This window comes from Dactylosporangium sp. NPDC050688 (assembly GCF_040654515.1).
Taxonomy (GTDB): domain Bacteria; phylum Actinomycetota; class Actinomycetes; order Mycobacteriales; family Micromonosporaceae; genus Dactylosporangium.
Map to the genome: position 1 here is coordinate 84,408 of NZ_JBFAIC010000046.1, position 9,618 is coordinate 94,025.

General features: G+C 69.6%; 11 protein-coding genes. 9 read left to right on the forward strand and 2 right to left on the reverse strand.

What is annotated here, in order from left to right; all coding sequences use genetic code 11:
* Positions 1–25 precede the first annotated feature (25 nt).
* The 6 genes from atpE to atpD are packed head-to-tail and all read left to right on the forward strand — an operon-like array spanning position 26 to position 5,690.
* Positions 26–247 (forward strand): ATP synthase F0 subunit C, encoded by a 222-nt coding sequence (atpE, locus tag AB0H83_RS34180; RefSeq protein ID WP_360102321.1) that lies wholly within the window; start codon positions 26–28, stop codon positions 245–247.
* 43 nt (positions 248–290) lie between these two features.
* Entirely contained in the window at positions 291–839 is a 549-nt protein-coding gene (locus AB0H83_RS34185) for a F0F1 ATP synthase subunit B (protein WP_360102358.1), read from the forward strand.
* Positions 839–1,657, forward strand: coding sequence for a F0F1 ATP synthase subunit delta (locus tag AB0H83_RS34190; RefSeq protein WP_360102323.1), 819 nt, complete (start codon positions 839–841; stop codon positions 1,655–1,657). Before AB0H83_RS34185 ends, AB0H83_RS34190 begins: the two co-directional genes overlap by 1 nt.
* 38 nt (positions 1,658–1,695) lie before the next feature.
* On the forward strand, positions 1,696–3,333 hold the full coding sequence (gene atpA / locus AB0H83_RS34195) for a F0F1 ATP synthase subunit alpha (protein ID WP_360102325.1): 1,638 nt from the start codon (positions 1,696–1,698) through the stop codon (positions 3,331–3,333).
* A 3-nt stretch (positions 3,334–3,336) separates the two neighbouring features.
* Complete coding sequence (locus tag AB0H83_RS34200) at positions 3,337–4,263, forward strand: F0F1 ATP synthase subunit gamma (RefSeq protein WP_360102327.1); 927 nt, start codon at positions 3,337–3,339, stop codon at positions 4,261–4,263.
* Complete coding sequence (atpD, locus tag AB0H83_RS34205) at positions 4,263–5,690, forward strand: F0F1 ATP synthase subunit beta (RefSeq protein ID WP_360102330.1); 1,428 nt, start codon at positions 4,263–4,265, stop codon at positions 5,688–5,690. The genes AB0H83_RS34200 and atpD overlap by 1 nt, the downstream gene beginning before the upstream one ends.
* Positions 5,691–5,746: 56 nt before the next feature.
* Here atpD and AB0H83_RS34210 read toward each other — a convergent pair whose 3' ends face one another.
* Positions 5,747–6,637 (reverse strand): calcium-binding protein, encoded by an 891-nt coding sequence (locus AB0H83_RS34210; protein ID WP_360102332.1) that lies wholly within the window; start codon positions 6,635–6,637, stop codon positions 5,747–5,749.
* Positions 6,638–6,853: 216 nt separating this feature from the next.
* Between AB0H83_RS34210 and AB0H83_RS34215 the strand changes: the two genes are divergently transcribed.
* Entirely contained in the window at positions 6,854–7,138 is a 285-nt protein-coding gene (locus AB0H83_RS34215) for a F0F1 ATP synthase subunit epsilon (RefSeq protein WP_360102334.1), read from the forward strand.
* A 16-nt stretch (positions 7,139–7,154) separates the two neighbouring features.
* Entirely contained in the window at positions 7,155–7,610 is a 456-nt protein-coding gene (locus AB0H83_RS34220; RefSeq protein WP_360102336.1) for a DUF2550 domain-containing protein, read from the forward strand.
* On the opposite strand, the gene AB0H83_RS34225 is transcribed toward AB0H83_RS34220, so the two are convergent.
* Entirely contained in the window at positions 7,607–8,179 is a 573-nt protein-coding gene (locus AB0H83_RS34225) for a cob(I)yrinic acid a,c-diamide adenosyltransferase (protein ID WP_360102337.1), read from the reverse strand. The two genes, AB0H83_RS34220 and AB0H83_RS34225, sit on opposite strands and share 4 nt — an antisense overlap.
* A gap of 28 nt (positions 8,180–8,207) precedes the next feature.
* On the opposite strand from AB0H83_RS34225, the gene murA reads away from it, so the two are divergent.
* The gene (murA, locus tag AB0H83_RS34230) at positions 8,208–9,491 is read left to right on the forward strand and encodes a UDP-N-acetylglucosamine 1-carboxyvinyltransferase (RefSeq protein ID WP_360102338.1); all 1,284 of its coding nucleotides are present in this window, start codon (positions 8,208–8,210) and stop codon (positions 9,489–9,491) included.
* Positions 9,492–9,618: the final 127 nt, after the last annotated feature.

The window sequence follows — 9,618 nt, forward strand, 5'->3', positions numbered from 1 at the left end:
CGCGAGATCTCAGGAGGAATTCCACATGGACCTGGCAGCAGTCAACGGCAGCCTCAGCGCCATCGGCTACGGCCTCGCCGCCATCGGCCCCGGCATCGGCGTCGGCATCATCTTCGCTTCGTACATCCAGGCGACGGCTCGTCAGCCCGAGTCGGCCGGTCTGACCCGCACCTACATGTTCCTCGGCTTCGCCGTGGTCGAGGCGCTCGCCCTGCTCGGCATCGCCTTCGGCTTCGTCTTCAAGTAAGCCACCCGCCTCCACCTACACCTGAAGCGGGAGGTTTCCCATGCTGCAGTTCCTGGCTGAATCGGGAGCCGAACACAACCCGATCATCCCGATCTGGCAGGAGATCGTCGTCGGCCTCGTCGCCTTCGGCATCCTGTGCTTCGTGCTGATGAAGTTCGTCTTCCCGCGCATGGAGGAGACCTTCCGCGCACGGGTCGACGCGATCGAGGGTGGCATCAAGCGCGCCGAGGAGGCGCAGGCCGAGGCCAACCGGCTGCTGGAGCAGTACAAGCAGCAGCTCGCCGAGGCTCGCACCGAGGCGGCCAGCATCCGTGACGAGGCGCGCGCCGACGCCACGGGCATCCGTGAGGACATCCTCGCGAAGGCCCGGGAGGAGAGCGACCGCATCATCGCGGCCGGTCGTGAGGCCCTGCAGACCGAGCGGCAGACCATCGTCCGCCAGCTGCGCGCCGAGATCGGCTCGCTCGCGGTCGACCTGGCCGGCCGGATCGTCGGGGAGTCTCTCGAGGAGGAGGCCCGCCGCCGTGGCACGGTCGAGCGGTTCCTCGACGAGATCGGTGACGGTGCCGCCGGCACCGCCGGGCGGCGTTGATGGACACCATCAACCGGGAGGCCTACGGGGCCGCTGCCGACAAGCTCGCCGCATTCGCGGCGAGCGCTGACGTTCAGCGGATCGGTGTGGTCGCCGAGGAGATCCTCTCGGTGGCCGGCCTGCTGCGGCGCGAGCCGCGGCTGCGCCGCGCACTGGCCGACCCCGGCCGCTCCAGCGACGACCACGCCGCCCTGCTGCGGTCCGTGCTGTCGGGCAAGGTCAGCGACGAGGCGCTGGAGCTCCTCGTGACCCTGGTCTCGGGCCGCTGGTCCGGGCCGGGCGCGATGCTGGACGGCGTCGAGCTGCTCGGCGTCACCGCGGAGCTGTCCGGCGTCGACCGCGCCGGCGACCTCGGCGACGTCGAGGACGAGCTGTTCCGGTTCGGTCAGGTCGCCTCCGGCGACTCCCGGCTCGCCGCGGCGCTCGCCGACACCACCGCGCCGGCCGGCGCCCGGGCCCAGCTGATCCGGGACCTGCTGGAAGGCAAGGCCAAGCCCGCCACGGTCCGGCTGGCCGAGCTGGCGGTCGCCGGGTTCGGCGGCCGGGGCTTCGACAGCTCGCTGACCCGCCTCATCGAGCTGGCCGCGAAGCAGCGCGACCACTCGGTGGCCTACGTGACCACCGCGGTCGCGCTCACCGACGGTGAGGAGCAGCGCCTGGCAGCACGTCTCGCCGCGCTGTACGGTCGAGAGGTCTCTCTCAAGATCGACGTCGATCCGCGGATCATCGGAGGCATGCGGGTCAAGGTCGGTTCGGACCTCTACGACGGCACGGTGTCACGTCGTCTCGCTGAGGCGAAGACGGCGCTCGCCAAATAATCCCCGAAGCTTGATTTATCTAGATAGAAGGTTGAGGAATGGCCGAGCTGACCATCTCCTCGGACGACATTCGGGGCGCACTCGAGCGCTACGTGTCGTCCGTTGATTCACGGATCTCCCGCGAGGAGGTCGGCGTCGTCTCGTACGCCGGCGACGGTATCGCCCAGGTCGAGGGTCTGCCCTCGACGATGGCCAACGAGCTGCTCGAGTTCGAGGACGGCACGCTCGGCGTCTCGCTCAACCTGGACGTCCGCGAGATCGGTGTCGTCGTCCTCGGCGACTTCGAGGGCATCGAGGAAGGTCAGCAGGTCAAGCGGACCGGCCGGGTGCTCTCGGTCCCGGTCGGCGACGCCTTCCTGGGCCGCGTGGTCAACCCGCTCGGCGAGCCGATCGACGACCGCGGCGAGATCGCCAACGAGGGCTTCCGCGAGCTGGAGCTGCAGGCGCCCAACGTCATGGCCCGCCAGCCCGTCAAGGAGCCCCTGCAGACCGGCATCAAGGCGATCGACGCCATGACCGCCATCGGCCGGGGCCAGCGCCAGCTGATCATCGGTGACCGCAAGACGGGCAAGACCACGGTCGCCCTCGACACGATCATCAACCAGCGTGACAACTGGAAGTCCGGCGACCCGAAGAAGCAGGTCCGCTGCATCTACGTCGCCATCGGTCAGAAGGCCTCGACGATCGCCGCCACCCGCGGGATCCTCGAGGAGCAGGGCGCGATGGAGTACACCACCATCGTCGCCTCCCCGGCGTCCGACCCGGCCGGCTTCAAGTACCTCGCGCCCTACGCCGGCTCGGCCATCGGCCAGCACTGGATGTACGGCGGCAAGCACGTCCTGATCGTCTTCGACGACCTGACCAAGCAGGCCGAGGCCTACCGCGCCGTGTCGCTGCTGCTGCGCCGCCCGCCGGGTCGTGAGGCGTACCCGGGCGACGTCTTCTACCTGCACTCCCGGCTGCTGGAGCGCTGCGCGAAGCTGTCCGAGGAGCTCGGCGGCGGCTCGATGACCGGTCTGCCGATCATCGAGACCAAGGCCAACGACATCTCGGCGTACATCCCGACCAACGTCATCTCGATCACCGACGGCCAGGTCTTCCTCGAGTCCGACCTGTTCAACCAGGGCGTGCGGCCCGCCATCAACGTCGGCACCTCGGTGTCCCGCGTCGGCGGCTCGGCCCAGGTCAAGGGCATGAAGGACGTCGCCGGCCGCCTGCGGCTGGACCTCGCCCAGTACCGCGAGCTGGAGGCCTTCTCGGCCTTCGCCTCCGACCTGGACAAGGCGTCGCGGGCCCAGCTGGACAAGGGCGCCCGCCTGGTCGAGCTGCTCAAGCAGCCGCAGTTCTCGCCGTTCGCGGTCGAGGACCAGATCGTCTCGGTGTGGGCCGGCACCACCGGCCAGCTCGACGACGTGCCGGTCGGCGAGATCCGCCGCTTCGAGAGCGAGTTCCTGCAGTACCTGCACAGCAACCGCAAGGAGCTGATCGGCGCCATCGCGGAGTCGAAGAAGCTGCCGCAGGACACCATCGACGGCCTGACCGAGGCGATCAAGAGCTTCAAGCAGGTCTTCTCGGTCAAGGGCGCCGAGGGCCCGCTCAACGAGCCCCCGGCCAAGGCGTTGCAGGGTGAGCAGGCTCGCGAGACCGTGACCCGCCAGGTCCGGAAGTCGGGCTGAGCCATGGCCGGTCAGGTACAGGCACTGCGCCGGAGGATCCGCACGGTCAAGTCGACCAAGAAGATCACCAAGGCACAGGAGCTCGTCGCCACGAGCCGCATCGGTAAAGCGCAGGAGCGGGTCGCCGCGTCGCTGCCCTACGCCGAGGCGATCACGGGCGTGCTGACGGCACTGGCGACCAACACCAACGTCGACCACCCGCTGCTGGTGCCCCGCACTCCGGTCCGCCGGGCCGGGGTGCTGCTGGTCACCAGCGACCGGGGGCTCTGCGGTGGCTACAACGCCAACGCGATCCGCCAGACCGAGCAGCTCATCGCGCGGCTGCGCGCCGACGGCAAGCAGGTCGCCCTCTACGTCTCCGGGCGCAAAGGCGTGGCCTACTACCGGTTCCGCGGCCGCGAGATCGCCGGCAGCTGGACGGGCTTCTCCGAGCAGCCGCGGTTCGAGAACGCGCGGGAGATCGGCGAGACGCTGATCCAGGCGTTCGTGAACGGCGCGGACGACACGGAAGACGGTCCCGGTCCGGACGGCATCCTCGGCGTCGACGAGCTGTACATGGTCCACACCCAGTTCCGCTCGCTCATGACGCAGGCCCCCGTCGCGCGCATCGTCGCGCCGATGGAGGTCGAGGAGCAGCAGGTCTCCGGGCCGCTGCCGGCGTACGAGTTCGAGCCGGAGGCGGAGGAGCTGCTCGAGGCGCTGCTGCCGAAGTACATCAACACGCGGATCTTCGCGGCGTTGCTGGACTCGGCGGCGAGCGAGTCGGCGGCCCGCCGCCGCGCCATGAAGAGTGCCTCAGACAACGCCGACGACCTGCTGAAGCGGTACACCCGTGAAATGAACTCCGCCCGGCAGGCGGCGATCACCCAGGAGATCAGTGAGATCGTCGGCGGCGCCAACGCGCTGGCGGCGGCGGGAAGTGATGTGTGATGACTGCACCAGCGAAGACCGCGGTCGGCCGCGTCGTCCGGGTCATCGGCCCGGTCGTCGACGCCGAGTTCCCGCGCGACGCCATGCCCGAGATCTACAACGCGCTCAACGTCGAGGTGACCCTCTCCGAGGGCACCAAGAAGCTGACGCTCGAGGTGGCGCAGCACCTCGGTGACAACATGGTCCGCGCCATCTCCATGCAGCCCACGGACGGTCTCGTTCGCGGCGCCGAGGTGCGCGACACCGGCTCCGGCATCTCGGTGCCGGTCGGTGACATCACCAAGGGCCACGTGTTCAACGCCCTGGGCGAGGTGCTCAACGCCGACGAGTCGAAGCTCGAGATCAACGAGCGCTGGGAGATCCACCGCAAGGCTCCCGCGTTCGCCGAGCTCGAGCCGAAGACCGAGATGCTGGAGACCGGCATCAAGGTCCTCGACCTGCTCGCGCCGTACGTGCGCGGTGGCAAGATCGGCCTGTTCGGCGGTGCCGGCGTCGGCAAGACGGTCCTCATCCAGGAGATGATCATCCGGGTCGCCCGGAACTTCGGTGGCACCTCGGTGTTCGCCGGCGTCGGCGAGCGCACCCGTGAGGGCAACGACCTCATCCTGGAGATGGCCGAGGGCAACGTCCTGGACAAGACCGCGCTGGTCTTCGGCCAGATGGACGAGCCGCCCGGCACCCGTCTGCGGGTCGCCCTGGCCGCGCTGACCATGGCGGAGTACTTCCGTGACGTGCAGAACCAGGAGGTGCTGCTCTTCATCGACAACATCTTCCGGTTCACGCAGGCCGGCTCGGAGGTCTCCACGCTGCTCGGCCGTATGCCGAGCGCCGTCGGTTACCAGCCGACCCTGGCCGACGAGATGGGCCAGCTCCAGGAGCGCATCACCTCCGTGCGGGGCAAGGCCATCACCTCGCTGCAGGCGATCTACGTGCCCGCCGACGACTACACCGACCCGGCGCCGGCCACCACGTTCGCCCACCTCGACGCGACGACCAACCTCGAGCGGTCGATCTCGGACAAGGGCATCTACCCGGCCGTCGACCCGCTGGCGTCCTCCTCGCGCATCCTCGCGCCGGAGTACGTCGGCGTCGAGCACTACACGGTCGCCCGTGAGGTGCAGCGGATCCTGCAGAAGTACAAGGACCTGCAGGACATCATCGCCATCCTGGGCATGGACGAGCTGTCCGAAGAGGACAAGGTCACCGTCGGCCGGGCCCGGCGCATCGAGCGGTTCCTGTCGCAGAACACCTACGCGGCGGAGCAGTTCACCAACGTCCCCGGTTCGACCGTCCCGCTCAAGGAGACGATCGAGTCGTTCAAGAAGATCTCCGAGGGTGAGTACGACCACTTCCCCGAGCAGGCCTTCTTCATGTGCGGCGGTCTCGAGGACCTCGAGCGCAACGCGCACGAGCTCATGAAGGACTGACGTCCCGTGTGTGCGAAGGGCGTCCCCGCGGTGGCGGGGGCGCCCTTCGGCGTTTTTCAGGGGATGACGACCAGGCCGCAGTTCACGGTCGTGCCGCCGTCGGCCTCGGTGTAGCACCAGTCGGAGGCCGGGCCGCCGTCCAGCGCGTCGAACCCCGCGCCGCCGCGCAGCGTGTCGACGCCGCCCTCGCCGTACAGGTTGTCGTTGCCACCCTGCCCGCGCAGCAGGTCGTTGCCGTTGCCGCCGTGCAGGGTGTCGTTGCCGGACGTCAGGACGCAGACCCAGAACAGGCAGACGGTGCCGGTGCCGCCGTCCAGGACGTTCGCCGAGCCGTTTCCGGTGAGGGAGTCGCTGCCGGCGCCACCGGTCAGGTTCTCCACGCCGCTCACGTACGTGTCCTCCGCCCCGCCGGTGGCCACCGAGGCCACCACGGCGCCGATGCGGCCCTCGTAGGACACGGTGTCGTTGCCGGCGCCCGCGGCGATCCAGTCCTGGCCCGGGCCGGAGTAGATGAGGTCGTCGCCGTCGCCGCCGGCGACCTCCTGGACCGAGCCGGCGTTGCCGCCGGTCCGCACGACGTCGTTGCCGGCGCCGACGTTGAGGTGCCCGGGGCGGGTGGTCTGGTTGTCCAGGGTGTCGTCGAGGTTGCGCAGGTCCACGTCCCAGAACGACAGGTTGCGCTCGCACTCCATGATCGTGTCGTCGCCGGCGACCGGGTGGACGCAGTCGTCCTCGTCCGACGTGATGGGCACGGTGTCGTCGAGCCGGTACAGGTCGACCCCCACCGAGGTCAGGACCAGCGCGTTGACCTGCCCATCGGCGGCCTGGTAGACGACCTCGGCGCCGTTGAACCAGACCTCGGCCGCGGGAGGGTCGGCGTGGGCCGGGCGCGGGACCGCCACCGCTGCGGCAGCCAGGACGAGCACCGCCGCGATCCTTGCGTGCATGAAAATCACCTCCGTCTTTTCAGGGAATAGCCCACCGTGACAGGGTGACGTGCGTCACGCTCTGAAGTGTCGGATACCCACCTTCTGCCGATTCGCGGTTCGTCACTTCATCGGCATTTCAGGTGTTGCGCCAACGTGGCGAGGCCCACTGCTCCGCTCGTCGGATCATTGACTACACTCGGCAAAACCGAATCGCGCACACGAGGAGTAATTAGCGTGGCGAGGCAGCTGCACGTCGAGCTCGTAGCCGTCGAGGAAAAAGTCTGGTCCGGTGACGCCGACATGGTCATGGCGCGCACGACGGAGGGCGAGCTCGGTGTGCTTCCCGGCCACGCGCCGCTCCTCGGTCAGCTGGCCGAGCCCGGTCAGGTGCGCATCAAGCACTCCGGTGGGCAGGAGATCGCCTTCGACGTCTCGGGCGGGTTCCTCTCCGTCACGGCGACCGGGGTGACGGTGCTCGCCGAGGCGTGCACCCCCGCCACCGCCCAAGCCGCGCACTGACTCGCGGGCGGCGTCGGTGAGGATCGTCGAGGGAATCGGCATCGCGGTCCTCATCCTGCTCGCCGCGCTGGCGTTGCTGTTCCTGCGCCGCGTCGTGATCGCCCGGCAGGGCGGCACGATCGAGTTAGGTGTCCGGCTGAGCACCATGGTGCCCGGCCGGGGCTGGTCCGCGGGCCTGGCCCGCTTCGCCGGCGACGACCTGCGGTGGTATCGCATCTTCAGTTTCTGGCCCGGCCCGCGCCGGGTCCTGTCCCGGCGTGGGCTCTCCGTCGACCGCCGCCGCAGCCCGGACCCGGCCGAGCTGCTCGTCCTCCCGCCCGACTGGGTGATCGTGCGGTGCATCAGCCGCCAGTCGCCGGTCGAGATCGCCATGGCGGAGCGGGCACTGACCGGGTTCCTGTCGTGGGTCGAGGCCGCGCCTCCGGGTGAGTCGACCCCGGAGACCCGGCCTTACCGGCACCGCACCAACTAGCGGTTCGCGCCCGGCACCCATTTCACGTCGCCATCGGGATTGGCGATCCTGCCCAGGATGAACAGCAGATCGGACAGCCGGTTGAGATATTTCACAGCCAGCTCGTTGGTGTGCTCCGGGTCGTGCTCCATCAGCGCCCACGCGCTGCGCTCGGCCCGCCGCGTCACCGTCCTGGCCACGTTGAGCAGCGCCGCGCCCGGGGTGCCACCCGGAAGGATGAACGAGTCGAGCTTCGGCAGCCGCTCGTTGAACGCATCGCACCAGCCTTCGAGGCGGGTCAGGTACTCCTCGGTGACCCGCAGCGGCGGATACTCCGGCTCGGCGACGACCGGGTTGCACAGGTCGGCGCCCACGTCGAACATGTCGTTCTGGACCACGGTCAGCACCGCCCGCAGCTCCTCGTCCAGGCCACCCATGGCCACGGCGACCCCGAGGGCGGCGTTGGCCTCGTCGACGTCGGCGTAGGCGCCGATCCGCGGATGGGTCTTCGGGACCCGGGTGAAGTCGCCCAATCCGGTCGTGCCGGTGTCGCCGGTCTTCGTGTAGATGCGGGTGAGGTGAATGGCCATGGTTTTCACGGTACGGAATGCCCCTACGATGACCGACGTGGACGTGATCCGTGTGACCGGCGGGGCCAGGCTCGCCGGAGACGTGTCGGTCGTCGGGGCCAAGAACTCCGCGCTCAAGCTGATGGCAGCGGCGCTGCTGGCCACGGGGCGCACGGTGCTCACCAACGTGCCCCGCATCACCGACATCGCCATCATGGCCGAGGTGCTGCGCCGGCTCGGCTGCGAGGTCGAGCAGGACGAGGACCGCGTCATCATCGACGTGCCCGAGCAGCTCGGCGCCGAGGCCGACTACGACCTGGTGCGCCGCCTGCGCGCCTCCATCTGCGTGCTGGGCCCGCTGCTGGCCCGCTGCGGCCACGTGCGCGTCGCGCACCCCGGCGGTGACGCGATCGGCTCCCGGGGCCTCGACATGCACGTGGAGGGCCTGCGCCGGATGGGCGCGGACATCTCCGGCGAGCACGGCTTCGTCATCGCCACCGCGCCGAAGCTGCACGGCGCCACCATCTGGCTCGACTTCCCCAGCGTCGGCGCCACCGAGAACCTGCTCATGGCCGCCGTCCTCGCCAACGGCCGCACCGAGATCGACAACGCGGCCCGCGAGCCCGAGATCGTCGACATCTGCCGCATGCTCACCGACATGGGCGCCGACATCTCCGGCGCCGGCTCCTCCCGTCTCGTGATCGACGGCGTCACCGAGCTCCACCCGGTCGAGCACCGCACCGTCGGCGACCGCATCGTCGCCGGCACGTGGGCCTTCGCCGCCGCCATGACCCGCGGCGACGTCACCGTGCACGGCATCGACCCGAGCTTCCTGGAGATCGCCCTGGACAAGGTGGCGACCGCCGGCGGCCAGGTCGACACGGCCGCCGACTCCTTCCGGGTCCGGATAGCCGACCGCCCGAAGGCCGTCGACGTGGTCACCCTGCCGTTCCCGGGCTTCGCCACCGACCTGCTGCCGATGGCGGTCGGGCTGGCCTCCGTCAGCGAGGGCTCGTCCCTCGTCACCGAGAACATCTTCGACGGCCGCTTCATGTTCATCAACGAGATGTCCCGCCTCGGTGCCAACATCCGCACCGACGGCCACCACGCCGTGGTCCGCGGCGTCGAACGCCTCTCGGGCGCCCCGGTCACCGCCACCGACATCCGCGCCGGCGCGGGCCTCGCCATCGCCGGCCTGTGCGCCGACGGCGTCACCGAGATCCGCCACGTGCACCACATCGACCGGGGGTACCCGAGCTTCGAAGCCGACCTGCGCGGCCTCGGCGTCGAGGTCGAACGCGCCGCCGCACCCCCGGACCAGTTCGACTTCTAGCTGTTTCTAGCTGTTTCTAGCTGTTTCTGGCTGTTTCTGGCTTCGGCGCGGCTGCCGCCGCGGGCCGGCCGGGGGGTTCCCACCCCGGAGCCCCCCATGCTCGCTGCGCTCGCACTGCCTGCGCTGG

Coding starts and splice junctions, on each gene's coding strand:
- atpE (WP_360102321.1), top strand. CDS start 26: ATGGACCTGGCAGCAGTCAACGGCAGCCTCAGCGCCATCGGCTACGGC.
- AB0H83_RS34190 (WP_360102323.1), top strand. CDS start 839: ATGGACACCATCAACCGGGAGGCCTACGGGGCCGCTGCCGACAAGCTC.
- atpA (WP_360102325.1), top strand. CDS start 1,696: ATGGCCGAGCTGACCATCTCCTCGGACGACATTCGGGGCGCACTCGAG.
- AB0H83_RS34200 (WP_360102327.1), top strand. CDS start 3,337: ATGGCCGGTCAGGTACAGGCACTGCGCCGGAGGATCCGCACGGTCAAG.
- atpD (WP_360102330.1), top strand. CDS start 4,263: ATGACTGCACCAGCGAAGACCGCGGTCGGCCGCGTCGTCCGGGTCATC.
- AB0H83_RS34210 (WP_360102332.1), bottom strand. CDS start 6,637: ATGCACGCAAGGATCGCGGCGGTGCTCGTCCTGGCTGCCGCAGCGGTG.
- AB0H83_RS34225 (WP_360102337.1), bottom strand. CDS start 8,179: ATGGCCATTCACCTCACCCGCATCTACACGAAGACCGGCGACACCGGC.
- murA (WP_360102338.1), top strand. CDS start 8,208: ATGACCGACGTGGACGTGATCCGTGTGACCGGCGGGGCCAGGCTCGCC.